This window comes from Ensifer sp. MJa1 (assembly GCF_037026475.1).
Taxonomy (GTDB): Bacteria; Pseudomonadota; Alphaproteobacteria; order Rhizobiales; family Rhizobiaceae; genus Ensifer.
This window is the reverse complement of sequence record NZ_JAKUMO010000002.1, coordinates 89,346-114,192: the sequence shown is the minus strand read 5'-3', so window position 1 is coordinate 114,192 and position 24,847 is coordinate 89,346. Positions and strand designations below refer to the sequence as shown.

At 63.1% G+C, this 24,847-nt stretch carries 22 protein-coding genes; 16 read left to right on the top strand and 6 right to left on the bottom strand.

Going from position 1 to position 24,847, the window contains the following annotated elements; translation table 11 throughout:
* Nucleotides 1–144 precede the first annotated feature (144 nt).
* Genes MKZ91_RS03325 through MKZ91_RS03310 form a run of 4 tightly spaced genes read left to right on the top strand, consistent with a single transcriptional unit; the run spans nucleotide 145 to nucleotide 4,103 of the window.
* Nucleotides 145–1,236 (top strand): ABC transporter ATP-binding protein, encoded by a 1,092-nt coding sequence (locus MKZ91_RS03325; protein WP_336167964.1) that lies wholly within the window; start codon nucleotides 145–147, stop codon nucleotides 1,234–1,236.
* 1 nt (nucleotide 1,237) lies between these two features.
* Entirely contained in the window at nucleotides 1,238–2,137 is a 900-nt protein-coding gene (locus MKZ91_RS03320) for an ABC transporter permease (RefSeq protein ID WP_336167961.1), read from the top strand.
* Between the two features lie 8 nt (nucleotides 2,138–2,145).
* Entirely contained in the window at nucleotides 2,146–2,976 is an 831-nt protein-coding gene (locus MKZ91_RS03315; RefSeq protein ID WP_336167960.1) for an ABC transporter permease, read from the top strand.
* A gap of 2 nt (nucleotides 2,977–2,978) precedes the next feature.
* A complete protein-coding gene (locus tag MKZ91_RS03310) occupies nucleotides 2,979–4,103 on the top strand; it encodes a DmpA family aminopeptidase (protein ID WP_336167958.1) in 1,125 nt (374 codons plus the stop codon).
* A gap of 30 nt (nucleotides 4,104–4,133) precedes the next feature.
* On the opposite strand, the gene MKZ91_RS03305 is transcribed toward MKZ91_RS03310, so the two are convergent.
* On the bottom strand, nucleotides 4,134–5,009 hold the full coding sequence (locus MKZ91_RS03305) for a helix-turn-helix domain-containing protein (protein ID WP_336167957.1): 876 nt from the start codon (nucleotides 5,007–5,009) through the stop codon (nucleotides 4,134–4,136).
* Nucleotides 5,010–5,103: 94 nt separating this feature from the next.
* Here MKZ91_RS03305 and MKZ91_RS03300 point away from each other — a divergent pair, with 94 nt between their 5' ends.
* The 3 genes from MKZ91_RS03300 (at nucleotide 5,104) to MKZ91_RS03290 (ending at nucleotide 8,638) form a co-directional block, all read left to right on the top strand.
* Nucleotides 5,104–6,666: a 4-hydroxyphenylacetate 3-hydroxylase N-terminal domain-containing protein gene (locus tag MKZ91_RS03300; protein ID WP_336167955.1), complete on the top strand. Its 1,563-nt coding sequence runs from the start codon at nucleotides 5,104–5,106 to the stop codon at nucleotides 6,664–6,666.
* A gap of 8 nt (nucleotides 6,667–6,674) precedes the next feature.
* Nucleotides 6,675–7,187, top strand: coding sequence for a flavin reductase (locus tag MKZ91_RS03295; protein WP_336167953.1), 513 nt, complete (start codon nucleotides 6,675–6,677; stop codon nucleotides 7,185–7,187).
* Nucleotides 7,188–7,384: 197 nt separating this feature from the next.
* Nucleotides 7,385–8,638, top strand: a complete 1,254-nt coding sequence (locus MKZ91_RS03290) for a sensor domain-containing diguanylate cyclase (RefSeq protein ID WP_336167950.1) — start codon at nucleotides 7,385–7,387, stop codon at nucleotides 8,636–8,638.
* A 101-nt stretch (nucleotides 8,639–8,739) separates the two neighbouring features.
* Here MKZ91_RS03290 and MKZ91_RS03285 read toward each other — a convergent pair whose 3' ends face one another.
* Together MKZ91_RS03285 and MKZ91_RS03280 are read right to left on the bottom strand one after the other, a co-directional pair.
* On the bottom strand, nucleotides 8,740–9,450 hold the full coding sequence (locus MKZ91_RS03285; protein ID WP_336167948.1) for a YczE/YyaS/YitT family protein: 711 nt from the start codon (nucleotides 9,448–9,450) through the stop codon (nucleotides 8,740–8,742).
* A gap of 166 nt (nucleotides 9,451–9,616) precedes the next feature.
* Nucleotides 9,617–11,344: an amidohydrolase family protein gene (locus MKZ91_RS03280; protein ID WP_336167946.1), complete on the bottom strand. Its 1,728-nt coding sequence runs from the start codon at nucleotides 11,342–11,344 to the stop codon at nucleotides 9,617–9,619.
* Between the two features lie 198 nt (nucleotides 11,345–11,542).
* On the opposite strand from MKZ91_RS03280, the gene MKZ91_RS03275 reads away from it, so the two are divergent.
* Complete coding sequence (locus tag MKZ91_RS03275) at nucleotides 11,543–12,445, top strand: LysR family transcriptional regulator (RefSeq protein ID WP_336167944.1); 903 nt, start codon at nucleotides 11,543–11,545, stop codon at nucleotides 12,443–12,445.
* Nucleotides 12,446–12,511: 66 nt separating this feature from the next.
* On the opposite strand, the gene MKZ91_RS03270 is transcribed toward MKZ91_RS03275, so the two are convergent.
* Together MKZ91_RS03270 and MKZ91_RS03265 are read right to left on the bottom strand one after the other, a co-directional pair.
* Nucleotides 12,512–13,990 carry an aldehyde dehydrogenase gene (locus tag MKZ91_RS03270; RefSeq protein ID WP_336167942.1) on the bottom strand — a complete coding sequence of 493 codons (1,479 nt, stop codon included), beginning with the start codon at nucleotides 13,988–13,990 and terminating at the stop codon, nucleotides 12,512–12,514.
* Between the two features lie 109 nt (nucleotides 13,991–14,099).
* Nucleotides 14,100–15,551 (bottom strand): APC family permease, encoded by a 1,452-nt coding sequence (locus MKZ91_RS03265; protein ID WP_336167940.1) that lies wholly within the window; start codon nucleotides 15,549–15,551, stop codon nucleotides 14,100–14,102.
* Between the two features lie 296 nt (nucleotides 15,552–15,847).
* Between MKZ91_RS03265 and MKZ91_RS03260 the strand changes: the two genes are divergently transcribed.
* The 6 genes from MKZ91_RS03260 to MKZ91_RS03235 are packed head-to-tail and all read left to right on the top strand — an operon-like array spanning nucleotide 15,848 to nucleotide 22,230.
* Entirely contained in the window at nucleotides 15,848–16,630 is a 783-nt protein-coding gene (locus MKZ91_RS03260; RefSeq protein ID WP_336167938.1) for an IclR family transcriptional regulator, read from the top strand.
* Complete coding sequence (locus MKZ91_RS03255; protein ID WP_336167936.1) at nucleotides 16,630–17,883, top strand: Tm-1-like ATP-binding domain-containing protein; 1,254 nt, start codon at nucleotides 16,630–16,632, stop codon at nucleotides 17,881–17,883. Before MKZ91_RS03260 ends, MKZ91_RS03255 begins: the two co-directional genes overlap by 1 nt.
* 20 nt (nucleotides 17,884–17,903) lie before the next feature.
* On the top strand, nucleotides 17,904–18,566 hold the full coding sequence (locus MKZ91_RS03250) for an HAD family hydrolase (RefSeq protein WP_336168579.1): 663 nt from the start codon (nucleotides 17,904–17,906) through the stop codon (nucleotides 18,564–18,566).
* A gap of 2 nt (nucleotides 18,567–18,568) precedes the next feature.
* Nucleotides 18,569–19,924, top strand: a complete 1,356-nt coding sequence (locus MKZ91_RS03245; RefSeq protein WP_336167934.1) for an aspartate aminotransferase family protein — start codon at nucleotides 18,569–18,571, stop codon at nucleotides 19,922–19,924.
* A gap of 4 nt (nucleotides 19,925–19,928) precedes the next feature.
* A complete protein-coding gene (locus MKZ91_RS03240; RefSeq protein ID WP_336167932.1) occupies nucleotides 19,929–21,212 on the top strand; it encodes an aspartate aminotransferase family protein in 1,284 nt (427 codons plus the stop codon).
* Between the two features lie 7 nt (nucleotides 21,213–21,219).
* Entirely contained in the window at nucleotides 21,220–22,230 is a 1,011-nt protein-coding gene (locus tag MKZ91_RS03235; protein WP_336167930.1) for a homoserine kinase, read from the top strand.
* Nucleotides 22,231–22,250: 20 nt separating this feature from the next.
* Here MKZ91_RS03235 and hpaR read toward each other — a convergent pair whose 3' ends face one another.
* Entirely contained in the window at nucleotides 22,251–22,721 is a 471-nt protein-coding gene (gene hpaR, locus MKZ91_RS03230; RefSeq protein ID WP_336167928.1) for a homoprotocatechuate degradation operon regulator HpaR, read from the bottom strand.
* A 123-nt stretch (nucleotides 22,722–22,844) separates the two neighbouring features.
* On the opposite strand from hpaR, the gene MKZ91_RS03225 reads away from it, so the two are divergent.
* Both MKZ91_RS03225 and hpaE read left to right on the top strand, forming a co-directional pair.
* Nucleotides 22,845–23,237 carry a 5-carboxymethyl-2-hydroxymuconate Delta-isomerase gene (locus MKZ91_RS03225; RefSeq protein ID WP_336167926.1) on the top strand — a complete coding sequence of 131 codons (393 nt, stop codon included), beginning with the start codon at nucleotides 22,845–22,847 and terminating at the stop codon, nucleotides 23,235–23,237.
* A 65-nt stretch (nucleotides 23,238–23,302) separates the two neighbouring features.
* Entirely contained in the window at nucleotides 23,303–24,820 is a 1,518-nt protein-coding gene (hpaE, locus tag MKZ91_RS03220) for a 5-carboxymethyl-2-hydroxymuconate semialdehyde dehydrogenase (RefSeq protein ID WP_336167924.1), read from the top strand.
* Nucleotides 24,821–24,847: the final 27 nt, after the last annotated feature.

The window sequence follows — 24,847 nt, the reverse complement described above, 5'->3', positions numbered from 1 at the left end:
TTGATGGCCGGACGGCCCTCAGCGGCCCTTGCAGGCCACTTCCGGATCACGGCTTCTCGCGGCCGTTGACTCCGATAGGCAAATGGTATCCATATATCGAAAACGCACAAGCGTTATTTGCATAACATTTTGGGGAACAGAAGTATGCAGAATTCCATCGTCCGGCTGGTGGAGGCGAGCAAGGCCTTCACCACTCCGGAAGGCGGCACCGTGACCGCACTCGACCGCATCGATCTCGATGTTCGCCGCAACGAGTTCCTGACCTTGCTCGGCCCGTCCGGTTGCGGCAAGACCACGTTGCTTCAGGCGATCAGCGGCTTCGTCGAACTCGACCAAGGCTCGATCCTGATCGACGGCGAAGACATGACCGAGCGGCCGCCCTATCGCCGCCCGGTCAACACCGTCTTCCAGAACTACGCCTTGTTTCCGCACATGACGGTCGGCGAAAACGTCGCCTATTCGCTGGAGGTCGCCGGCATCGCCAAGCCGCTGCGGCGGGAAAAGGTTGCGTCCGCGCTGAAGATGGTCGGGCTCGAAGGCATGGAAGGGCGCAAGCCACGCCAGCTTTCCGGTGGCCAGCAACAGCGCGTGGCGCTGGCCCGCGCGATCATCGCCCGGCCGAAACTGCTCCTGCTCGACGAGCCGCTCTCGGCGCTCGACAAGAACCTGCGCCAGGCGATGCAGATCGAGCTGAAGACGCTGCAGAACGAGCTCGGCATCTCCTTCATCTTCGTCACCCACGACCAGCAGGAAGCGCTGACGATGTCGGACCGCGTCGCGGTACTTTCCGGCGGCCGCATCCAGCAGCTCGATACGCCGCGGGCGATCTACGACCACCCCGTGAACACCTTCGTCGCTACCTTCATTGGCGCGAGCAACCTGTTCGAGGGCATGCTCGACGGCGACCGGCTGATGACCGCTGACGGCATGGCGATCCGCCACCAACCCTGCGATAAGAAAATCTCGACGAAGGCGACGGCGCTGATCCGGCCGGAACAGTTCTTCCTTGCCGAGGACAACGCGCCCTTCCCGACGATCGACGTCGATCTCGACCAGATCGTTTTCGTCGGCTCCACCTTCGAGCTCTTCGGCCGAACCGCCGAGGGTCGCAAGGTCGTGGCCGAGGTTCCGGCCAACCGGCGCGGCCTCGTCGGTACGGTCGAGCGGACCCGAAAGGCGCGGCTTGCCTATGATCCGGCCGCCGTGCACCTGATTAGCGAAAGCGCAGGTGCCTGAGATGTCGATCGCCAGCCGCCGCCGCGTTCAACTTGGGCTCCTGCTCGGACCCGTCACGGCCTTTCTCGCCGTCTTCTTCCTCGGGCCGCTGGCGATCATGGTCGTGACCAGCTTCCTCGCGCCCGGCCTTTATGGCGGGGTGGAGTGGACCTTCTATCCGCACAATTTCGGCCGCATCCTCGGTTTTGCCGATCCGATGTTCGAGGAGTTCGATCCGATCTACATCGCGATCTTCCTGCGCTCGGTCGAGATCGCGGCGCTGACGGTGCTTGCGACCCTGCTCGTCTGCTATCCCGCCGCCTTCTGCATCGCCCGACTTTCCGAGCGCTGGAAGAATTTCTGCCTGTTCCTGATCACGCTGCCCTTCTTCACCAGCCTGATCGTGCGCCTCTTCGTCTGGGTGCTGATCCTGCGCCAGACCGGCCTCGTCAACGAAGTGCTGTTGTCCTCAGGGCTGATCGAACGGCCGCTCGACCTGATCTACACCAAGGGCGCGATCATCCTCGGCATGACCTACGTGTTCATTCCCTTCATGTTCATGCCCGTCTATGCCAGCGTCGAGAAGCTCGACTGGACGCTGGTGCGCGCCTCGCTCGATCTCGGCGCCGGCCCGCTGCGCACCTTCTGGCGCATCATCCTGCCACTGACGGCCCCGGGCATTGCCGGCGGCGCCGTCATCGTCTTCATCCCGGCGCTCGGCAACTTCGTCGTGCCGGCGGTGCTTGGCGGCGCCAAGGTGATGATGTTCGGCAACCTGATCGAGCAGCAGTTTCTGGCCGCCCGCAACTGGCCCTTCGGTGCAGCACTGGCGATGATGGTGATGAGCGTCATGCTGATCATGATGGTCGCCCATGTGGTGCTTTCCGGCCGGCGCAGCGCCGCCGCGGCGCTGGCACAGTGAGGTGAGCCATGAAGATTGCTCGATCCCTCTTTGCCGGCGGACTGCTTGTCTATACCGGCCTCTTCTTCGCCTTCATCTACATTCCGCTTGTCGTCATCGCCGTCTATTCGTTCAACGCCAACCCGGTGAACATGATGACCTGGACCGGATTTACCACCGAATGGTACGCCCAGGTTCTCGGCTTCAAGACCAAGGTCTCCGAAAGCGCGCTCTATATCGAATCGACGGGGCAATTGCTCCAGGCGGTGTGGAACAGCCTTGTCATCGCCGCCTCGACGACCGCGATCGCCACGGTATGCGGCACCGCGATCGCGATTGCGCTCTACCGCTTCGAGTTCGTCGGCCAGCGCTTCTACCGGGTGGTGATGTTCATGCCGATGCTGATGCCGGATATCGTACTCGGCATTGCGCTTCTGATCTTCTTCGTCAATTCCGGCATCCGGCTCGGCCTGACGACGATCATCATCGGCCAGTGCACCTTCCTGATTTCCTACGTCTTCATCGTCGTTTCGGCGCGCCTTGCCGGCATGGATAGGACGCTGGAACACGCATCCGCCGATCTCGGCGCCAATGAGTGGATGACCTTTCGCCGGGTGGTGCTGCCGCAACTGTTTCCGGCGATCGTCGGCGGGGCACTGCTCGCCTTCATCATCTCGATGGACGATCTCGTCATCACCTATTTCATCGCCGGCGTCGACGTCACCACGCTGCCGATGTTCATCTTCTCCATGCTTCGGCGCGGCATCAAACCGGAGATCAACGCCATTGCGGTGATGATGCTCTCCTTCTCCTTCGTCGTCGCCTCGCTCGGCCTTTACCTTCGCTCCCGGCAGAAATGATCATGAACGACAAGACCTCTACGCCTTCCTCCGCTCGCGCCCGCGATATCGGCCTGCCCTTTTCCGGCCGCACCGGCCGCTTCAACGCCATCACCGATGTCGAAGGCATAACCGTCGGCTTCCGCACCATTGCGGAAGAGATCCCTCGCCCGGGCCGCAAGCGCCCGGTGCGCACTGGTGTTACCGCCATCCTGCCGCATGCCGGCTCGGCGACGCCCGTTCCCGTCTATGCCGGCGTGCACCGCTTCAACGGTAACGGCGAGATGACCGGCACCCACTGGATCGAGGACGGTGGTTTCTTCCTGGGACCGGTCATGATTACCAACACCCACGCGGTCGGGATGACGCACCACGCCACCGTTCAATGGATGCTGGAGCGCTACAAATCGACCTATGACAGCGACAATTTTCTCTGGCTGATGCCGGTGGTCGCCGAGACCTATGACGGTGTCTTGAACGACATCAACGGCCAGCCGATCACCGAAGCCGATGTGCACGCAGCTCTCGACAGCGCCACATCAGGCCCGGTTGAGGAGGGCAATTGCGGCGGCGGCACCGGCATGATCGCCTATGGCTTCAAGGGCGGCACCGGCACCGCCTCGCGAGTCGTCGAGTTCGGCGGCCGCGACTACACGATCGGCACGCTTGTCCAGGCCAATCACGGCCAGCGCGACTGGCTGACGATCTGCGGAGTTCCGGTCGGCGAGCACATGCGCGACGGCACGCCGCAAAGCCAGATGCAGGAGCGCGGCTCGATCATCGTCATCATCGCCACCGACCTGCCGATGGCGCCGCATCAGTTGAAGCGCTTGGCGCGCCGCGCAGCGATCGGCATCGGCCGCAACGGCACGCCCGGCGGCAACAATTCCGGCGACATCTTTCTTGCCTTCTCCACCGCCAATACCCAGCCGATGGCGCACAAGGCACCGCCGCGCCTGTCGCTGGAGATCGTCAACGATGAACTTCTCGACCCTGTCTATTTGGCGACGGTCGACAGCGTCGAGGAGGCGGTTGTCAACGCGATGATCGCAGCCGAGGATTCCGGTGGCACACCCCATGATCGCTTCAAGATCCAGGCGATCCGGCATGAGCCACTGATGGAGGTGATGCGGGCCTATGGCCGATAGCCAGCCGCCTGAGCTCTCGGGGCCAGTGACTTAGCCGGCTCCGGATGTACTCGCGCGCGCCCGGCGCCAGTCGCTGGGCGCTTCCCCCACGCGCTGCCGGAAGAAACGTGAGAAATAGGCCGCATCGGCAAAGCCGATCTCGTAGGCGATGTCTTCCAGCGGCCGAACGGTGAAGAGCAATAGCCGCTTGGCCTCGAGCAGGCGGCGCTCGTTGATCAGTTCCTTGACCTGCATGCCGAACGCTTCCCGGCTCGCCTTGGCGATCAGATGCGGCGTCGTCGCCAGTGCGTCGGTATAGTGCCCGACGCTCCAGTTTTCCCGGAAATGCAGATCGACAAGCCGACGCAGTTCCGTGGCCAGCGCCGCTTGCGTCGGCTGGCCGGCCGGCGTGGCGGATGCCAGGCGGGCGATCTGGGTCAACGCGGCAGCGACGAGCGAGGCAAGCATCTGTTGGGCGCCGGCGGCACCGCCGGCGTATTCATCGGCGATGATATCGAGCAGTTCGGCAAGCCGGCGCCAGCCCCTGGCCTCAGCCTCGCCACGGATCATCGTCGGCCGATCGAGCGGGAGCATCGTATTCTCCCGTATCGAAAGCAGCGCACCGTCGGCGACCGAAACGACGATGGCATCGCTCGTCTCCGGATCGACAGAAAAACCGTGCACGATGCCGCTCGGCACGAAGCTGACGGCCGGTGCAGAAAAGTCCAATGGCCTGTCATCGATAAAGTAGGTCCCGCGGCCGCTGAGCCAGAAGGTGATCTGCCCCATCTGGTCGTGTTTATGCGCCTTGACCTGCCCCTGATGCAGGCCGCGCCGTGCCATCACGGTCTCGACATGAAAGAACCCTGGTTCGAGCTGCTGCTCCGGCTCGCCGTAGACGAAGAAACTGGGAATGCTGCTGCTCATGCCTCACCCGAAAAAGTCCAAGCCATTTTGCCATTCTGTCCATGGCGGCTGACGATTTCAACGCCTAGCCTTGACGAAACTCAAGGAGGAGAAAATGAGAGCAGAGGATTTCCGCGCCGACCGGACGCGGCCCTTCACCGGCGCCGAATATCTGGATAGCCTGCGCGACGGCCGCGAGGTCTATATCAACGGCGAGCGCGTGCACGACGTCACCAGCCACCCGGCCATGCGCAACTCCGCCCGGTCGCTCGCAAGGCTCTACGACGCGCTGCACGACCCGGCGAAGAAAGAGATCCTGACCTCACCGACCGACACCGGCTCCGGCGGCTACACCCACAAATACTTCCGTGTCGCCCGCTCCTCCGCTGACCTAGCCGCCCAACAGGGCGCGATCGCCGAATGGGCGCGCATGTCCTATGGCTGGATGGGGCGGACCGCCGATTACAAGGCGGCGCTGATGAACACACTCGGCGCCAACGCCAACTGGTACGGCCCCTTCAAGGACAATGCGCTCGCCTGGCATAAACGCGCCCAGGAAGCTGCTCTCTTCATGAACCACGCGATCGTCAATCCGCCGATCGACAGGCACAAGCCGGCCGACGCGGTCAAGGACGTCTTCGTCCACATCACCAAGGAAACGGACGCCGGCATCTACGTCTCCGGAGCCAAGGTGGTCGCGACCTCCTCGGCGCTGACGCACTATAATTTCCTCGCCCAGAGCTCGGCGACTGTGACGGAGGATCCCTCTCTTTCAGTGATGTTCATCGTCCCGATGAATGCGCCCGGCATCAAGATGTTCTGCCGCGTTTCCTACGAACAGACCGCCAACACCGTCGGCCACCCCTTCGACTATCCGCTGTCGTCGCGCTTCGACGAGAACGACGCGATCCTGGTGCTCGACAATGTCTTCGTGCCCTGGGAGGACGTGCTGGTGCTGCGCGATGCCGCCAAGATCCTCTCCTTCCACCCGGCTTCCGGCTTCATGCATGGCTATTGCTTCCAGGGCTGCACCCGCTTTGCCGTCAAGCTCGACTTCCTGGCGGGCCTGCTTGCCAAGGCGCTGAGGGCGACCGGCGGCGATGCGTTCCGCGGCAACCAGGCAGCGCTCGGCGAAGTGATCGCCCTTCGCCACATGTTCTGGAGCTTCTCCAATGCCATGGCGCACAACCCGATCCCCTGGGCCGATGGCGCCGTTCTCCCCAATCTCGAAGCGGCCCTTTCCTATCGCACCTTCATGTCGGAGGCCTATCCGCGTGTCGTCGAGACCATCCGCAAGGTCGTTGCCTCGGGGCTTATCTACCTGCCGTCTTCGGCGCGCGACTTCGGCAATCCGGAGATCGATCGTTACCTGGCGCAATATGTCCGTGGCTCCAACGACATGGGGCACATCGAACGCATCAAGATCATGAAGCTGCTCTGGGATGCGACCGGCACGGAGTTCGGCGGGCGCCATGCCCTTTATGAGCTGAACTATGCCGGCGCACCGGAGGAAGTGCGGCTGCAGGTGCTCAAAGGGGCCGAGCGCGGCGGCCGGCTGAAGGAGATGGAAGCGCTGGTCGACCAGTGCATGGCTGACTATGACGAGAACGGCTGGACCGGGAACACCTGGCTGCCGCCGCTCGAAGACGGCCAATCTCTGCGCAACGCAGCCGAATGAGGTGCGCCATGGAACCGCTCGTCTCGAAGACCGAGTTTCGCAACGCCATGGCGCGGGTCTGCGCGCCGGTCAATGTCATCACCACAAACGGACCCGCCGGGCGCGGCGGGTTCACCGCCACCGCCATGTGCTCGGTGACCGACGAGCCGCCGACGCTGCTCGTCTGCATGAACCGCAACTCGGCCCAATGCGGTCTGTTCATCGAGAACCGCCGCTTCTGCGTCAATGTGCTCAGCCACGATCACCGAGATCTCGCCGGCCATTTCGCCGGCGCAACACAGGATATGGCGGCGCGTTATGCGGCGGCCGATTGGGTGGAGATGCAATCCGGCAGCTTCGCCGTCAAGGATGCGATCGTCTCGCTCGACTGTGAGCTGGCCGAAGCGCGGCTTCTGGGAACGCACCATATCCTGATCGGCCGGGTCGTCGGCATCCGCTCGCGCAGCGACGGTAATGCGCTGCTCTATTTCGACCGCAACTACGTGCACGTGCCGACCCAGATCGGGAGTTTTGGCGGCTAAGCGACGCCATTCCTTCGCCGCGCCGCCGGGTCGCACAATTCCGCAAGCGCGGCGACCCGGAGATCGCGTACGCCGCAGCATATCCGCAGGTTTCGCCGCAGAGCCGACGCAATCGCCGTCCACATGCTGACCAGCACCTTTTGCTTTTTTGCAAAACGCGTCTATTTGCTTGGCGCGGAACGAGAAAGGAAAACGGAATGGTGGTTGCTGAGCCGACCGGACGACCGACAACGGATGCGAGAGGCAGGGAATTCGACCGCCTGGTCGCCCTCGAACAGCTCGATATCCTCGATACACCGAGGGGTGAGGGCATCGATCGTGTCGTGCGTCTGATCAAGCAGGTCTTCGCCATCGATATCGGCATCGTCTCTCTGATCGACGCGCATAGGCAATGGTACAAGGCCTGCTCTGGGCTCCCTTTTGACGAAGTCCCTCGTGAGGGCAGTTTCTGCCGATATGTTGTCGCGTCGGAGGAACCTCTTATCGTGCACGACACCACGAAAGACCGGCGCTTCTCGAGCCATCCTGCGGTCACGGGTGCGGAGCATATCCGGTTCTACGCCGGCGTTCCGCTCAATACGCGGGACGGGCACACGGTCGGAACCGTATGCGCGATCGACCGCAAACCACGGCATTTCGCGGAAAGCGATCTCGCGATCCTCATGGAACTGGCCGGCGTGGCGATGGATCGTATGGAACTGCTGCACTCGGCCGCAACGGACGGTCTTACCGGAACGCTTACGCGGCGCGCATTCCGGGAGGAGGCCGACAAGCTGATTTCACTCGCCGTGCGCCACGGGCATGACCTTTCGTGCATCGTCCTTGACGTCGACCATTTCAAACGGGTCAATGATACGCACGGGCATGCGGCAGGCGACGAGGTGCTGAAGGCCGTCGCCTCCACGTGCCAGGCCAGTCTTCGGGCCAGCGACCTGGTCGGGCGGCTCGGCGGCGAGGAATTTGCCGTGATGCTACCGCATGTCGATGCGAAAAGAGCACAGGCCGTAGCAGAAAAACTGAGGGCGGCGATTGCAGCCCAAACGGTGCATGGCGAATTTGGCCAGCTTACAGTCACAGCGAGCTTCGGAACATCGGCGCTGTCGATCACGGGCAGGGACAGCGGGACAATACTCGCTCAGGCCGACGCGGCGATGTACCTCGCCAAGGCGGCTGGAAGAAACCGCTGTGTCGATTGGAGCAGCCTCGACACCCGTTATCACGTGGGCCCAAGGCAACGTGTGCTGAAGGCCGGCACCATCCTCTACAACGACCGTCATTCAAGCGTCGACTGTACGATCCGGTCTCTTGGCGCCGATGGCGCCGCGGTGACGGTGTCAAACGCAGCCGGCATTCCGCCGGAACTCGTGCTGGTTGTCGCCGGCGATGGTTTCGAGACCAGATGCCAGGTGGTCGCACGCGACCGGCAGAACCTCGAACTCGCTTTCGGATAGATGATCATTTGCCGGCTGGTGCCGGCTGTGTTGCTGGTAATCCAGAAAGCACGAAGGAGGGCCGCCGGCTCGGCCGCCCTCCTCGATCACACAACAAGGCGCTACTCCGCGGCAGCTTCCAGCCCCTTCGGCGAGGTCGATGCCTTGCGGGCCTGCATCTTCCTGAACAGGAAGAAATAGAGCTTGATGTATTGCCCGACGAGGATGGCGTTCAGGATCGTGCCTTCGCGAATGAACTTGACCTCGGCGAGGAAAGCCAAGCCGATGCAGGCCGAAAGCACAAGCAGCGTACAATCGAAACCGGTCTTGATGTTGCCCCACTTCCAGCCGGTGCGCTTGAAGATGGTGTTGACGAACATGTCGATCGGCATCAGCACCAAATTGGCGCGGATCATCAGGAACAGACCGAAGGCGAGCGCCGCATCGGCGAAGACCAGCAATGCCACCCGAAGCGGATAGGCGTCGAGTTTAATGAACTCGGTGATACCAAGATTGAAATCGAGGAACACCGCCAGCACGAAGGCCGGGATCAGCGAGGCGAAGTTCTTCAGCTTGAAGTCCTTCGGCAGCACCAGATAGGTCAGGAACAACATGATCAGTTCAAGCATGAAGTTGTAGGTGCCCTGGCTGAACGGCGGGTAGACCAGCGTCATGGTTCTGGTCAGGCTGCTCTGGGGCGAGATGCCGATGCCGGCCCTAATCGCCAGGCTGACGCCGAAGGTCAGCACATAGATGCCGACGACATACATGATCCAGCGCCGCGTCAGGCTGCCGGTATCGACGATCTCGGCTTCCGCCGCATTGTGTTCCATTGTTTTCCTCCCTTGAATTCATGCGGGCTCCTCTCGCCCGCCTGATCATCGCCCCCTCAGCGATGAGTTTTTGAACGTTCTGGCATCTCCGCCCATGGTGGCGGCGACAAAGCCACTTCCGAGCCGACGGGCACGTTAACACCCGTCGGCTATCTCCGGACCGGCTCTAGGCCATGAAGCGGAACCGATGCAACGAGATGAACAGGCTGAGCAGCTTGTTGACCACCGGCTCGCCTTCGTTGCGGTTGCCGAGCGCCTCGAGTGCTGCGTCGATCGCGCCGGCGCTCGCCGTCAGTTCCTTCACCGTCATGTTGGCCATGACGCCGTAGATCTCGAGCGGCATGACCGCCTTGTCGACCTTGCCTTCGGTGACGATGCAGGCACCGGCATAGCTGTCCACGCGCTTCAGGCAGTGGCACATTTCAGCGCTGTCTTCGCCGACGACGACGAAATAGGGCTTCGGCGCCGGCCAGAAGGTGGCGACCGCGCCGCGCTCGATGGAGACGCCCTTGAACAGGCCGTTGACGATGTGACGCTTGCCATCGGCATAACGCTGCACGACCGACAGCCGGCTCAGTTTCGCGCCGTCATGTTCCGCGGCGACCTTGCCATCCCGCAGCGGAACCCAGATCTCCTGGTAGAATTTGGCGTGGCCGCGACCGTAGACGTCGAACAGATAGACCTTGGCCTGTGTGCCGTCCTTCGATACCTCCAGAGGAACAATGTCGAGCTGGTCGGGCGTCAGGTCCGCAAGGCCGGTGACGCCGTCCTTGCACATGCCGGAATAGTCGATCTCGGCGTTTTTCAGCAGCTTGCGGTCCTTGGCGACGAGCTCGCCGTCCTTGAACACGTAGAGGGGATTGATGCGCGACAGGCTGTCGGTGAGGACGATGTCGGCGAAGCGGCCGGGGGTCAGCGAGCCGATCCTGTCTTCCATGTGGAACGAGCGCGCCGTGTTGTAGGTCGCCATCTTGATCGCATGGATCGGATTGATGCCCATCTCGGCGCATAGCGAGATGATCCAGTCCATGTGACCCATGGTCAGCAGCCGCTCGATCGAGATGTTGTCGGTGCAGAGCATGAAGTTGTCGGTCGGCCATTTGCGGTCGACGATGGCGCGCAAGAGCACCTTGATCACCTCGCTGCTGCCGACCCCGAACTTGATATGCGTCGGGAAGCCGTAGCGGATGCTCTTTTCGATGTCTTTCTCGTTCCAGACGTCGTGGTTGTTGGATACGCCGATCGCCGGCAGGTAGTTGAGGATCATGTCGGAAAGGGCGGTGACGCCCCAGTGGCCATTCATGAAGCCGCCTTTGGCCCGAACCCAGGCGGCCTTGCGAAAGTCGTCGTCATTGCCGGAACTGTAGGTGAAGTGTTCGAACTCGCCGAGCCCGATCACCGGCTCCATTTCGAGCACGGCCTCCGTCACCGCTGCTGCCGTCTTCTTGCCCGGCGCGAAGGCATAGAGCCTGTAGGGAAGCTGATCGTAATCCTTAAACAGCGCCCCTGCCGCCTCGACGCCTTCCTTGCCGGCGGCGCTGAGCAGATCCAGGCATTCGGCATAGATCGTCGTCGTGCCGCAGGGCACCATCGCCTCGGCGAGTGCTGTCGGATGGGCGAGCTGCGATTCGAAATGAATGTGCGCGTCGATCAGACCGGGGATTGCATAGAGCCCCTGGCCGTCGAAAACGTCCTTGACCTTCAGAACCGCCTCATCCGGGTTCAATGCGATGATGCGCTTGTCATAGACGAGAATGGATCCCTGATAGACGGTCTCTCCGTGAACATCGAGGATGTTCAGGTTCTTCAGCAGCAGATCGGCTTCTTTCTCGCCGTTCAGGATATCGAAGATGGCGCGCACCGTGTCGTAGTGCGCAGCTTCAATGTTGTTCACGAACAATCCTCCACTTTCATTTCGCTCGGTGCCTGCGGACAGGCATCCGGATCGGCCGCGCCGGCCGTCGTTCGAGCTCCCGCGAGCGCTGAGACCGCGCCCCTCGCCGGCCATATGAGGTCATTGCACCGCTTCCGAAAAGCAGTATTTTCTGCTCGTATCGTTCGCTTTTCGAGAACGCTTGGCAAGGAGGTCCTCATGCTGCACTCGCGCGTGCTGCGCTATATCGACGAAGTGGCGCGTTGCGGCTCGATCCGTGGCGCAAGCGAGCGGCTGAACGTCGCCGCCTCGGCCATCAACAAGCACGTGCTGCAATTGGAGGAGGATATCGGCGAGCCGCTGTTCGAGCGGCTACCGCGCGGCCTGCGGTTGACGCCGGCTGGAGAAATCCTGGTCGCGCATGTGCGGCGCACGATGAAGGAATACAACCAGGTCGAGGCGGAGATCCGCGACATCAAGGCGCTGCAGAGCGGCGAGGTAATCATCGCCACCATGAACGGCCTTGCTGGCGGCATCGTCCCCAAGGCTGTCGCCACCTTCGGTGCCCGCCATCCGCGCCTCAAGATCACAATCCGGGTGATGTTTGCCCGCGATATCGTTCAGGCGGTTTCCGATGGCGAGGCCGATCTCGGCTTCGCCTTCAACCTGGCGGCCTCGCCGCAACTCGAAACTCTCTGGAAGATGGATACCCGCCTCGGCGCCGTGGTGGCGCCGGAGCACCCGCTTGTCGGCATGGAAACGCTGCCCCTGGCCTCTTGCCAGCCATACCCGCTAATCTTTGCCGACAGGTCGATGCAGATCCACGGCATCGTCGCCGACGCCTTTGCGCAGGCCGGCGTCGAGGTCGAGCCGACCTATCTCACCAACTCCATCGAGGCAATGAAGTGCCTTGCGGCTGCAGGCGATGGCATCGCCTTCCTCAGCAAGTTCGACATAACCGAAGAACAGCGCAACGGCATGCTCACCTACCTGCAGATCCGCGACCGGGCATTCGGCAAGAACGTGCTCTCCCTCGTCCAGCGCGAGAAGCGCAGCCATGGTCTTGCCGCGTCCATGTTTGCCGAGGAGATCATGCGGTCGTTGCGGACCGCGATGGAGTGAATTTTCTCACGGAGCCGGACGTGGCCCGTTGTCCGCCCGGCCCCGACATCAGATCGCTCCGCAATCCTACAGCTGGATCCAGGCGGTCTTCAGATCGGTGTATTTGTCGAGCGCGTGCAGCGACTTGTCATGGCCGTTGCCGGACTGCCTGACGCCGCCGAGCGGCACCGTATTGTCAGCGCCGCCATAGGTGTTGACGTGCACGACACCGGCACGGATGCCGCGAACCATCCGGTGCGCCCGCGACAGGTTTGCGGTCCAGACGGCCGACGCCAAACCATAATCGGTCGCGTTGGCGATCTTCAGCGCCTCCGCCTCGTCGTCGAAAGGAATGATGGCGAGAACGGGGCCAAAGACTTCTGCCTTCGCCAGCTTCATATCGGGTTCGACATCGAAGACGGTCGGCTGCATGTAGAAACCGCCGGTTTCTTCGAGGATGCGTTTACCGCCCCAACGAAGCTGCGCGCCTTCCGCCTCCGCTTCGCCAACGAACTCCAGGTTTTTCCGAAGCTGGACCTCGCTCGAAATCGCGCCCGCCTCGGTCGCAAGAAGCAGCGGGTCGCCGATTTTCATCGACGCCGCGATCGCCGCGACTTTCTCGGCGAAAGCTTCATGGATGGAGCGCTCGACCAGCAGTCTTGAGCCGGCGACGCACACCTGGCCGGAATTGCGGAAGATGCCATAGGCCGAGATGCGCGCTGCCTGATCGAGATCGGGCGCATCGGCAAAAACAACGTTGGGCGACTTGCCGCCGAGTTCGAGATAGACGCGCTTCAGGTTCGATCGTGCCGAGTATTCAAGCAGCCGGCGACCGACACCGCCGGAGCCTGTGAAGGCGAGAACGTCGATATCGCCGTGCAGTCCGATCGCCTCGCCTGTTATGGCACCCCGGCCGGTGACGACGTTCAACACACCCTCCGGCAGACCAGCCTCGGCACAAATTTCGGCAAGCCTGAGCAGGCTGAGCGAAGCGCCTTCGGCGGGCTTCAGCACCACCGAGTTTCCGGCCGCGAGCGCCGGCGCGATCTTCCATGCGCCGATCATCAGCGGGAAGTTCCAGGGCACGATCGCTGCGACCACGCCGATCGGTTCACGGTGCACGAGCCCGAGAATGTTGTCGGCCGTCGGCGCAATCTCGCCATAGACCTTGTCGAGCGCCTCGGCATAGTAGCGGAATGTGCCGGCGGCACTGCCCGGCTCGGCCTTCAGCGCCATCGAAATTTCGGTGCCGTTGTCGCGCACACCGAGCACGGCAAGCTCCAGCGCTTGCGCCTCGATGATTTCGGCAATGCGGGTCAAAACCTTTTTGCGCACCGCCGGTGCTGCCTTCGACCAGCTTCCCTTTTCGAAGGCCGCGCGGGCCGCACGGACCGCGGCATCGACATCGACCGCACCCGCGTCGGCAATCGTCGTCAGATGGCTGCCATCGATCGGCGAGACGACATCGAGCGTTTGGCCGGACAGATTTTCCTGCCAGCGGCCGCCGATGAACAGCTTCTGCGCTGCCAGGGGGAGGTGCCGCAATTGATCGATCTTGTCCTGCATGATGTCCGATCCCGTTTGGCTTGGGGGGACGGCGGATATCCCGCCATCCCTGGTTCTTGGAGATACTGCAGTTCCCGGAATTCCACTTCCGAGGACTGCAAGCCTTGGTTCAGATCTCCTGGCCGGCGCCGAGGCGGGCGAACTCGAGCGGGTTGCCCGACTTCAGGGATGCGGCAAGCGCCAGACCGATAACGCCGAAGATCACGACCAGCCCCGGCAGGAACACGGCAAGCATGCCGGTTGCACCGGCGAGGTCACCGAAGTTGACGGCGATCGCGATGATGACGGCAACAAGGATCAGCCCGGTGACGACGGGAATGATCTTGGTGACCAGCGGGTTGCGTTCAAGACCGGGATTGCGACCGAAGAAGGCGACGATCGCAAAGGCGGTAAAGGCCATCAGCGTCATGACCGCGAGCGTGCCGACATTGGTGAGCCAGGAAAACAGTGCCAGCACCGGATCCTGACCGGTTGCGGCAAAGAGTGCCACGACCAGCACGGCGATCACCGTCTGGATCAGCGAGCCGACATGCGGGCTGTGATAGACCGGGTGGGTGACGCCGATCGAGGCCGGCAGCAGCCGCTCGCGGCCGGCGACATAGAGATAGCGCGCAACACCATTGTGGAAGGCCAGCACGCCGGCAAACAGGCTGGTGACGAAGAGCGCATTCATCAGCGGCGGCAGCCAGCCGCCGGCATAACGCTCGGCGAGGCCGAAGAGGAAGGTGGTCGGATCAGCAAGGCCCTGCAGTTCCGGCACCAGCTTGTCGGCACCGGCGGCATTCACCATCAGCCACGAGGTGAACATGTAGAAGACGCCGATGACGAGGACCGAAATGTAGGTCGCGCGCGGCACGGTCTTGTGAGGCTCGCGCGCCTCTTCGCTGTAGATCGTCGTTGCCTCAAAACCGATGAAGGCGGCAAAGCAGAAGAGGATGCCGATCGACGGCGAGCCGGAGAGGATGGCCGTGGGCGTGAACGAGACGGTACTCAAGCCGCTGTCACCGCCCTTGGCGAGGATTGCGACATCAATGACCAGCACGACGAGGTATTCGAGAATGACGAGTACGGTCAGCACCTTGGCCGAGAGGTCGACGCGGCGATAACCGAGGATGCCGACGACGGCGATGCCGATGAAGGTCCAGACCCACCAGGGCAGGTCAATCCCCAGGCCGGCGAAGAGCCCCGCCGTTGCGGCGCCGAACAGGCCGAAGACACCAATCTGCATGGCGTTATAGGCGAGGATTGCGATCATCGCCGCAGCACCGCCCATCAGCCCGCCGAGGCCTTGAGCCGTGTAGGCGTAAAAGGCGCCGGCGTTGCGGATGTGCCGGGCCATGGCGACATAGCCGACAGAAAACAGAAGCAGGATCAGCGTGACGAGCAGGAAGGTGCCGGGTATCCCGGCACCGTTTCCAAGCATCATCGATAGCGGAACGCCGCCGGCGACCGCGGTCAGCGGTGCGGCAGCGGATACGACAAGAAAGGTGACCGCGCCGACGCCAAGGGCGTTCTTGCGCAACTGGTTTGCGCCGGTCACGGGCGCTGATGAATTGTCCATGGTTCTTAAGCTCCCCTTGTTGGCGATGACGCCTTTGTTGCCGCTGGTCCTTCTCTCCAGCGGCCGCTCCCTGAAGCGGACTGAGGCACGGGGGTTTGCTTTTTATCTTGGCCGCGCAAGTCTTTCGGTTCAATATGTGAACCTTAGCTTCAAATATAGACTTGCAAATTGCGTTCGGTCCTGTCAAGTTATTTCGCATGTTAAGTATCTCGACCAGAGACAATGAGGGCGGACGCACCGCCCCATGACGGAACAGGCGGGATGACTTGCGACGGCGCTCAACGACGGAGGAATGGATGAGCACCATCGGTAAGGCCCTGACTTTGCTCGACACGATCTCGCGCCTGGAGAAAGAGGCGGGCTTGAGTGACATCGCCAGGCATTGCGCGCTCGACAAGGCAACCACCCGACGCTTTCTCGTCGAACTGGAAAAACACGGGTTTGTCGAACAGGATCCGGAAACCCGACGCTATCGCCTCGGTGGCGCGCCCGTGCGCCTTGCCCGCATCCGCGAGACGCGTTTCCCCTATCTGAGCGTGGCGACACCCTTTGCCCGGGAACTGGCAAACCTGACGGGAGAAACGGTCCATCTTTCGGAGCATGCGGCCGGACGACTCTCGACCATCCACGTGGAAGACTCGCAAAGGGCGCACCGGGTCATCGTCGATGTCGGCAGCATCCTGCCGTTTCACGCCACCGCGTCTGGCCTCGGCTTTCTGGCCTTCTGCCCGCAGAAGGAGATCGATACGGCCTTGTCGATGCCGCTTCAAGCCTTCACGGACCACACGCTGACCGACCCGGCGGCATTGCGTCAGACCTTGGGCGAGACGCTCCGTCGCGGTTACTCGATCTGCCATCACAGCCTTGAAACCGGCGTCGTCAGCGTTGCCGCACCGATCCGCGCACCGGGGAGCCCACCGGTCGGCGCCATCGCTATCGCGGCGCCTGCGACACGGGCCGAAAAAGAGACAGTGGAGCAGATGGGACGCGCCGTGATGGCGACGGCCCGGCGTATTTCCGAAAGACTTTTCGGATTGGAGCAGGTTGCTGCCGATCCGCTGGCAAGGAGGGCCGGCTGATGAATGCAATGAACCGTCTCCCCAACATCCTCGTGGTGGGTACCGGAGACACCAAATGCGACGAACTCCAGTTCATGGCGTCCGTCATCCGCGAAGCCGGCGGACTGCCCGTTATGATGGATGTCAGCATTCTTAGCGACCCACCCTATAAGCCCGAATATTCCCGCCATGACATCGCCGACGCCGCGGGCGTTACCATCGAAGCAATTGCGGCGAGCGGCGACGAACACAGCGCCATGGCGCTGATGGCTGAGGGCGCTGCCGCCCTCACCCGCTCGCTCCACGAGGCCGGCCAGGCTGATGGCGTCATCATTCTCGGCGGCTCGATGGGCACGGATCTGGCGCTGGACGTCGCCGCCGCCCTGCCGCTCGGCGTGCCGAAATTCATCGTCTCGACCATCGCTTATTCGCATTTGCTGCCGCCGGAACGCATCGCCCCGGACCTGATGATGATCCTCTGGGCCGGTGGTCTCTACGGCCTTAACGGCATCTGCCGCTCGGTTCTCTCCCAGGCCTGCGGCGCGGTCGTCGGCGCCGCCCGCTTCGGCACGAAGCCGGACGGCTCGCGACCGCTGATCGGCATGACCTCGCTTGGATCCAGCTGCCTCAAATACATGAAGTACCTGAAGCCTGAACTCGAACGCCGCGGCTATGACGTCGCGGTCTTCCATGCGACCGGCATGGGCGGACGCGCCTTCGAGGCGATCGCCGCGCAGAAGGGCTTCACCGCCGTCTTCGACTTCTGCATCCAGGAGGTCAGCAACCATCACCACGGCACCGTTGTGACGTCAGGACCCGACCGGCTGGAGAATGCCGGCCGCGCCGGCATCCCACAGATCGTCGCCCCCGGCGCCGTCGACATGGTCGACCTGCCGGCCTGGCAGCCCGTTCCGGAAACCTTGGCCGACCGCCCCTACCACGCCCATAACCGGCTGCTCGGTTCCGTCACCACGTCATCGGAAGGACGGCGGGAAATCGCCCGCGTCATCGGCGGCAAGCTCGTCGGCACTGGCGCCGAGGTTGCCTTCATCCTGCCGCTCAAGGGCATCCAGGAATGGGATCAGCCGGACGAGCCACTCTACGAACCGGACGCGCTCGACGCCTTCGTCGACGAGATGCGTCGCCAGATCCCGACGGGCGTCGCCCTGCACGAAGTCGACAGCCACATCAATGCACCGGCTTTCTCGCAAGCGGCGCTTGAAATCTTCGACGACTGGGTGGCGCGCGGCATCGTGCCCGAGGGCCGCCCATGACGAGCACCATACCCGGCTTCATGAGCGACAAGGCACTGATCCTCGATTTCGGCGGCGTCGTCACCCGCACGCTGTTTGAGACCCACGACATCACCGAACGCGCTCTCGGGCTCAAGCCGGGCACGCTCACCTGGCGCGGTCCATTCGATCCCGCCACCGATCCGCTCTGGACCGCCATGCAGCGGCGCGAGATCACAGAACGGGACTACTGGACGACACGCACCCGTGAGGTCGGGCAATTGCTCGGCGAAGACTGGAGCGACATGAAGACCCTTGTCCAGCGGGCACGCGGTGCCGAGCCGGAACTCGTGCTCAGACCCGAAGCGCGTGACGCGATCCTCGCCGCCCACAGCGCCGGCATCCGGCTGGCAATCCTCTCCAACGAACTCGACCTCTTCTATGGCGTCGCGTTCCGCGAGCGTTTTCCCCTGATCGAGCTTTTCGAGACGATCATCGACGCCACCTACACCAACATCCTGAAACCGGACCCGCGCGCCTACGAGCTGGTGCTGAGCCAGCTCAATTTGCCGCGCGAAGCCTGCGTCTTCGTGGATGACCAGTTGAAGAATATCGAGGGTGCGCAGGCCGTCGGCCTGCCTCACGTCCATTTCGACGTCACCCGGCCCGCCGAAAGCTATGCCCGAGCGCTTCAAATGCTCGGCCTTGAACTGACAGGAGCATGACCATGCGCGAAACCAACTTCCTCATCGAGAACAATGCCCGCCACCTCTGGCACCCAATGGCGCATCCGGTCGAGATGCAGGCAACACCGCCGCGCATCATCAATGCCGGCGAAGGCGTCGAGATCGTCGACATCCACGGCAAGAAGGTGCTCGATGCGGTCGGCGGTCTCTGGAACGTCAATCTCGGCTACTCCTGTGAACCGGTGAAGGAGGCGATCCGACGCCAGCTCGACGACCTGCCCTATTACTCGACCTTCCGCGGCACGACCAACTCGCCGCTGATCGAACTTTCCTATGAGCTGTCCGAATGGTTCCGCGAGGATGGGCTAACGCGCTCCTTCTTTACCTCGGGCGGTTCGGACTCCGTCGAGACCTGCCTGCGCCTTGCCCGCCAGTACCACAAGCTCAACGGCCAGCCGGAACGCACCAAGTTCGTCGCGCTGAAGAAGGGCTATCACGGCACCCATTTCGGCGGCGCCTCCGTCAACGGCAACGCCAATTTCCGCCGCAACTACGAGCCGCTGCTGCCGGGTGTCTACCATCTGCCGGCGCCCTATACCTACCGCAACCCCTTCGACACGACAGACGGCGCCGCCATCGCCAAGGGGATTGCGCTGCTGTTCGAGGACGAGATCGCCTTCCAGGGAGCCGATACGATTGCTGCCCTGATCATGGAGCCGGTGCTTGGCGCCGGCGGCGTGATCGTGCCGCACGAAACCTTCATGCCGCTGATGCGCGAGATCTGCGACCGCCACGGCATCCTGCTGATTGCCGACGAGGTGATCACCGCCTTCGGCCGCACCGGCGCCTGGACCGGCTCGCGGCTTTGGGGGGTGAAGCCGGACTTCATGTCGACGGCCAAGGCGATTACCAACGGCTACTATCCCTTCGGCGCTGTCATGATCGCCGACAAGATCGCCGAGGCTTTCGAAAGCAACAAGACGGCGGCGGGATCGATCGGCCATGGCTACACCTATTCCGGCCATCCGGTCGGTGCGGCGGCAGCGCTCGCAACCTTGAAGGAAACGCGCAAGCAGAACGTGGCCGCCAACGCCAAGGCGCGCGGCGACGAGCTGATCGCCGGTCTGGAAGCGCTGAAAGTCCGGCACGAACTGATCGGCGACGTGCGCGGCAAGGGGCTGATGTGCGCGCTCGAACTGGTATCCGACCGCGAGAAGAAGACCGGCGCGGCGAAGGACGTCGTCCAGAAGGTTCAGGATGTGACCTATGACGCCGGCGTCATGGTGCGCACCTCCGGCGCCAATGTCATCCTGTCGCCGCCGCTGATCATCACCGCAAGCGATGTCGCCCGCATTCTCTCGGCGCTCGACGCCGGCCTCACCGCGGCACGAGGATAAGGGTATGGCCGACAACGCGGAACTGATTGCGCGCCGCGAGCGGCTGCTCGGGCGCAACATGTCGCTGTTCTACGAAGAGCCGGTGCATCTTATGCGCGGCGAGGGCGTCTGGCTTTTCGACGCCGACGGCCGCCGCTATCTAGACTGCTACAACAACGTGCCGCATGTCGGCCATTGCCACCCGCGGGTGACGGAAGCCATTGCCCGGCAGGCCTCGACCCTCAACACCCACACGCGTTATCTGCATGAGGGCATTCTCGACTATGTCGAGCGGCTGACCGGCACTTTCGACACAAGCCTCGACACGGCGATCCTCACCTGCACCGGCAGCGAGGCGAATGACGTGGCGCTGCGCATGGCCCAGGCCGTGACCGGCAGGACCGGGGTGATTGCCACCGACCACACCTATCACGGCAATACTGCGGCCGTGTCGCAGCTTTCGACCCGCATGCCGCCGGTCGGCGGCTTCGGCGGCCATGTCCGCCACGTGCCGGCACCGGACAGCTACCGGCCGCTCGGCGGCGAGCCGGGTGCCGCATTTGCCGCGGCGTTTACCGCCAAGGTCGAGGAGGCAATCGCCTCACTTGAGCAAAGCCCGCACGGCTTCTCGGCGCTGATCATCGATCCCTTTTTTGCCAATGAAGGTTTTCCGGAATTGCCCACGGGTTTTCTCGACGGTGCCGTCGCCGCCGTCAGAAGGGCGGGCGGCATTGTCATTGCCGACGAAGTCCAGCCCGGCTTCGGCCGCACCGGCGGCCACATGTGGGGGCACCAGAAGGCGGGCATCGTCCCTGATGTCGTCACGCTCGGTAAGCCGATGGGCAACGGTCACCCGATCGGCGGCGTCGTCGCAGGCACCGAGGCGCTCAACGCCTTCCGCAAGGCGTTTCGCTACTTCAACACCTTTGGAGGCAACCCGGTCTCCTGTGCGGCGGCCACGGCGGTGCTCGACGTGATCGAGGACGAGAAGCTGATCGCAAACGCCGCCGATGTCGGCGCCTATGCCAAGGCCGGCCTAACCCGGCTTGCAGCAAAACATGGCGTGATCGGCGATATCAGGGGCAGCGGCCTGTTCTTCGGTGCCGAACTCGTCACCGATCGCGCCGGGAAGGCTCCGGCCAGCACGCTCGCGACCAGGGTGGTGAACGCCATGCGCGAACGCGGCGTGCTGATGGGCAAGCTCGGCATCCACCAATGCACCACGAAAATCCGGCCGCCGATGCCATTTACCCGCGACAATGCCGACTTCATGCTGTCGACGCTCGACGACGTGCTTTCGGGCCTGTGAGCAACCGATGTCGGCCGACTTGCCCAAGACCTTTCGCGACGCACTCGACATCCGCGCGCGTCAGGCGCTCGCCCATTGGGGCGTCGCCGATCAGCAGCCGGAACTTTTGAAGTACCGCGAGAATGCGGTGTTCCGGGTCCATCTGGCCGATGGACGCCCGGCCGCACTGCGGCTGCATCGTGCCGGGTATCATGGCGAAGCGGCGCTCCGCTCGGAACTGCAATGGATGGCGGCTCTCGGCGATGGCGGCCTTGCAGTACCGCGACCGATCGCAGCGATGGACGGACGGCTGCTCGTCACCCTTCCCTCGGAGGAGGACTTTGCTGCGCAGCATGCCGACGTCATCGCCTGGGTGGACGGGGAGCCGCTGGGCGAAAGCGGAAGGCCGCTGTCGCATTCCCCCGAGAGGCAGGTCGAAATTTTCTCGGCGCTCGGCGCCACCATGGCCGAAATGCACAATCTTGCCGATCGATGGACACCGCCTGCGGGCTTCTGGCGCGCGGCCTGGGACAAAGAAGGCCTGATTGGAGAACGCCCGCTCTGGGGCCGGTTCTGGGATTGCGCGGGCTTGTCCGCTGCACAGGCGACACAACTTTCGGCATTGCGCCGTGACCTGCAGCAACGCCTCGCAACGTTGCCGACTCCGGCTAAGGATTTTGGGTTGATCCATGCGGACCTTGTTCGGGAGAACGTACTGGTCGACGCAGCCGCGGTGAAACTTATCGACTTCGACGATGCGGGCTACGGCTTTCGCCTTTTCGACGTTGCCACCGCGCTTTTGAAGAACCGACGCGAGCCGGCCTATGAAGCGATCGAGGCGGCGCTGATATCCGGCTATCGCGGCCGGCGCGCGCTCACGAACGAAGCGCTTGCCGCCCTGCCGCTGTTCCTCGTGCTTCGCAGCCTCACCTATATCGGCTGGTTCGCCGCACGACCGGAACTGCCGGGTGCGCGCGAGCGTGTCCTGCGCTACGCCGACGAGGCACTGGCGCTCGCAAGAGAACTGGGGCTGGCATGACGCCCTTGGAACTGAACCGATCAGTCGTTGAGGGTCGCCAACTCGTCCAGCATATCGAGCAGAACCTCGACACGCTCGCGGCCGTAGCGGGTTTCGAGCTGCTCATAGATCGCGCGGCTCTCGGGGCTGACATCGGCGATCACCCGCATGCCCTCGGGCGCAATCTCCAAGAGCACGCGCCGGCCGTCGTCGGCATCCTTGTGCTTGGAGATCAGGCCGCGCTCTTCGAGCGAGCGGATGATGCGGGTCAGGCTCGGAGCCAGGATAAAGGCCTTGTCGGCCATTTCCGACGCGTCGACCCTTCCAGCCTCGGCAAGGATACGGATGACCCGCCATTGCTGCTCGGTAATGTCGTGGCGCGCAAGCATTGGGCGGAAATGGGCCATGACCGCTTCGCGGGCGCGCAAAAGCGCGATCGGCAGCGACCGGCGCGTGTTGTGCGGCAGGAGGGCGTCGTGGCCAAGGTCATCAGGGTTTTTGTCGCGGCTCATGGGCGTTCTATCGGACATTTTCGTTCGTTCTGCAATTGGCTGGCGCTGCGGGAAGCAAGTTGCTTGACACCGTCGGCAATTTTGTTAACATGTTAAATATATAAGGGCGCATCGGGAGGAAAGATGCCGCATCTGACAATCGAATATTCCGGCAATCTCGACGGCCGTGTCGACTTTGCAAAGCTGTGCCGCACGATCCACGCGACCATCCTCGGCACCGGCCTCTTCGAACTCGGCGCCGTCAGGGTGCGCACCATTCGCAGCGCCGACTATGCAATCGCCGACCTTTTGCCAGAGAACGGCTTCATCGACCTGTCCTTCCGCATCGGCCGTGGCCGCACGGAAGCGGAGAAGAAGGTGACCGGTGACGCCATCTTCAAGGCCGTGAGCAATGAGCTTTCGGAACTCTTCGCCACGCCGCATTTCGCCCTCAGCCTCGAGATCCGTGAGATCGATCCAGATCTGAGCTGGAAGAAAAACGCCATTCACCCGCGGCTGCGCGCCGCCGAAGGCTGAGCGCGGCCCTCCCCCAGAAACACAGCAGTGCGCGGCGAAAGCCAGCGCCAGCATCGGAGAACACCATGTCCAAGCTCGACGAAAACCTCGCCAAGGCGGAACGCTACCTCGCCCGCTTCAAAAGCGAGGGCGTGCTCAACCACATCAACGGCGAGGCGGTGCCGGCACTTGACGGCGAAACCTTCGAAACGATCTCGCCCGTCGACCTGAAGCCGCTCGCAAGGATCGCCCGTGGCAAGGCCGCCGATATCGACCGGGCGGCCAAGGCTGCGAAAGCCGCTTTCGCCGATTGGGCCGCGATGCCCGGTGAGGCGCGCAAGAAGCTGCTGCACAAGATTGCCGACGCGATCGTTGCGCGCGCCGAGGAGATCGCCTTCATCGAGTGCATGGACACCGGACAGTCGATGAAATTCATGGCCAAGGCAGCGCTGCGCGGTGCCGAAAACTTCCGCTTCTTCGCTGACCGCGCGCCGGAAGCGCGTGACGGCAAGGTGCTGCGCGGTGGCAACCAGATCAACATGACGACGCGTGTGCCGATCGGCCCGGTCGGCATCATCACGCCGTGGAACACGCCCTTCATGCTGTCGACCTGGAAGATCGCCCCGGCGCTTGCCGCCGGCTGCACGGTCGTGCACAAGCCGGCGGAGTTCTCACCGCTGACCGCACGGCTGCTGGTGGAGATCGCCGAGGAAGCCGGCCTGCCGAAGGGTGTATGGAACCTCGTCAACGGCTTCGGCGAGGATGCCGGGCGGGCGCTCACCGAGCACCCCGCCATCAAGGCGATCGGCTTTGTCGGCGAAAGCCGCACCGGCTCGATGATCATGAAGCAGGGTGCAGAAACGCTGAAGCGCGTCCATTTCGAACTCGGCGGCAAGAACCCTGTGATCGTCTTTGCGGATGCCGATCTGGAGCGTGCTGCCGACGCCGCCGTCTTCATGATCTATTCGCTGAACGGCGAGCGCTGCACCTCGTCCTCGCGCCTTCTGGTCGAGGACAGCATCTATGATCGCTTCACCGCGCTCGTCGCCGAAAAGGCGAAGCGCATCAAGGTCGGCCATCCGCTCGATCCGGAAACCGTCGTCGGCCCGCTCATCCATCCGGTGCACGAAAAGAAGGTGCTCGACTATATCCGCATCGGCCGCGAGGAAGGTGCGACCATTGCCGCCGGTGGCGAGAAGTTCGCTGGCCCGGGTGGCGGCTGCTACGTCAGCCCAACGCTCTTCACCGGAGCCAACAACGGGATGCGCATCGCCCAGGAGGAGATCTTCGGGCCGGTTCTGACCGCAATCCCGTTCAAGGACGAGGCGGAGGCGCTTTCGCTTGCCAACGACGTACAATACGGCCTGACCGGCTATCTCTGGACGTCCGACGTCACCCGCGCCTTCCGCTTTACCGATCATCTCGAAGCCGGGATGATCTGGGTGAACTCGGAGAACGTGCGCCACCTGCCGACACCCTTCGGCGGCGTCAAGAGCTCGGGCATCGGCCGCGACGGTGGCGACTGGTCGTTCGACTTTTACATGGAAACCAAGAACATCGCCTTTGCCAGCTCGGCGCATGCGATCGCCAAGCTCGGCGGCTGAGCGCGCTGGCAGAACATTCTGGAGGAG

Coding starts and splice junctions, on each gene's coding strand:
- MKZ91_RS03290 (WP_336167950.1), top strand. CDS start 7,385: ATGGTGGTTGCTGAGCCGACCGGACGACCGACAACGGATGCGAGAGGC.
- MKZ91_RS03315 (WP_336167960.1), top strand. CDS start 2,146: ATGAAGATTGCTCGATCCCTCTTTGCCGGCGGACTGCTTGTCTATACC.
- MKZ91_RS03285 (WP_336167948.1), bottom strand. CDS start 9,450: ATGGAACACAATGCGGCGGAAGCCGAGATCGTCGATACCGGCAGCCTG.
- MKZ91_RS03295 (WP_336167953.1), top strand. CDS start 6,675: ATGGAACCGCTCGTCTCGAAGACCGAGTTTCGCAACGCCATGGCGCGG.
- hpaR (WP_336167928.1), bottom strand. CDS start 22,721: ATGAGCCGCGACAAAAACCCTGATGACCTTGGCCACGACGCCCTCCTG.
- MKZ91_RS03225 (WP_336167926.1), top strand. CDS start 22,845: ATGCCGCATCTGACAATCGAATATTCCGGCAATCTCGACGGCCGTGTC.
- MKZ91_RS03300 (WP_336167955.1), top strand. CDS start 5,104: ATGAGAGCAGAGGATTTCCGCGCCGACCGGACGCGGCCCTTCACCGGC.
- MKZ91_RS03305 (WP_336167957.1), bottom strand. CDS start 5,009: ATGAGCAGCAGCATTCCCAGTTTCTTCGTCTACGGCGAGCCGGAGCAG.
- hpaE (WP_336167924.1), top strand. CDS start 23,303: ATGTCCAAGCTCGACGAAAACCTCGCCAAGGCGGAACGCTACCTCGCC.
- MKZ91_RS03250 (WP_336168579.1), top strand. CDS start 17,904: ATGAGCGACAAGGCACTGATCCTCGATTTCGGCGGCGTCGTCACCCGC.
- MKZ91_RS03260 (WP_336167938.1), top strand. CDS start 15,848: ATGAGCACCATCGGTAAGGCCCTGACTTTGCTCGACACGATCTCGCGC.
- MKZ91_RS03270 (WP_336167942.1), bottom strand. CDS start 13,990: ATGCAGGACAAGATCGATCAATTGCGGCACCTCCCCCTGGCAGCGCAG.
- MKZ91_RS03245 (WP_336167934.1), top strand. CDS start 18,569: ATGCGCGAAACCAACTTCCTCATCGAGAACAATGCCCGCCACCTCTGG.
- MKZ91_RS03255 (WP_336167936.1), top strand. CDS start 16,630: ATGAATGCAATGAACCGTCTCCCCAACATCCTCGTGGTGGGTACCGGA.
- MKZ91_RS03235 (WP_336167930.1), top strand. CDS start 21,220: ATGTCGGCCGACTTGCCCAAGACCTTTCGCGACGCACTCGACATCCGC.
- MKZ91_RS03265 (WP_336167940.1), bottom strand. CDS start 15,551: ATGGACAATTCATCAGCGCCCGTGACCGGCGCAAACCAGTTGCGCAAG.
- MKZ91_RS03240 (WP_336167932.1), top strand. CDS start 19,929: ATGGCCGACAACGCGGAACTGATTGCGCGCCGCGAGCGGCTGCTCGGG.
- MKZ91_RS03275 (WP_336167944.1), top strand. CDS start 11,543: ATGCTGCACTCGCGCGTGCTGCGCTATATCGACGAAGTGGCGCGTTGC.
- MKZ91_RS03310 (WP_336167958.1), top strand. CDS start 2,979: ATGAACGACAAGACCTCTACGCCTTCCTCCGCTCGCGCCCGCGATATC.
- MKZ91_RS03325 (WP_336167964.1), top strand. CDS start 145: ATGCAGAATTCCATCGTCCGGCTGGTGGAGGCGAGCAAGGCCTTCACC.
- MKZ91_RS03320 (WP_336167961.1), top strand. CDS start 1,238: ATGTCGATCGCCAGCCGCCGCCGCGTTCAACTTGGGCTCCTGCTCGGA.